1 protein-coding gene is annotated in these 271 nt (G+C 65.3%); it reads right to left on the bottom strand.

Going from position 1 to position 271, the window contains the following annotated elements; genetic code table 11:
• Positions 1–271 (bottom strand): transposase (locus SB753_RS37425; protein WP_410805198.1); only part of this gene is annotated, 271 nt, incomplete at both ends.

Below are 271 nucleotides of genomic sequence, written 5' to 3'. Positions count from 1 at the left end.
GGCGCGGACGCCATGACCGCCGTCGGCTCGTCGATCGCGACGACTGGAACAAACACTGATGATGCGACCGGCACGTCATGCCTGATTGGAGGCTGGCCCCGTTCTCGCGCCTGGACCCATTTATGCAACTGGTTGGCGTTCACGCCCGCCTTCAGAGCGAGGCCCGATAGTGAGGCGCCTGGCCGCAGACAGGCTTCGACCAGTCGTCGCTTGTCTGCCGGGTCGAAGCTTCGCTTGCCGCCGACACCGACACGCGTCACACGCAAGGGCA

The organism is Paraburkholderia sp. SIMBA_053 (assembly GCF_046534895.1).
In the GTDB taxonomy this organism is placed as follows: Bacteria; Pseudomonadota; Gammaproteobacteria; order Burkholderiales; family Burkholderiaceae; genus Paraburkholderia; species Paraburkholderia caledonica.
This window is presented reverse-complemented; position numbering and strand designations above follow the sequence as displayed.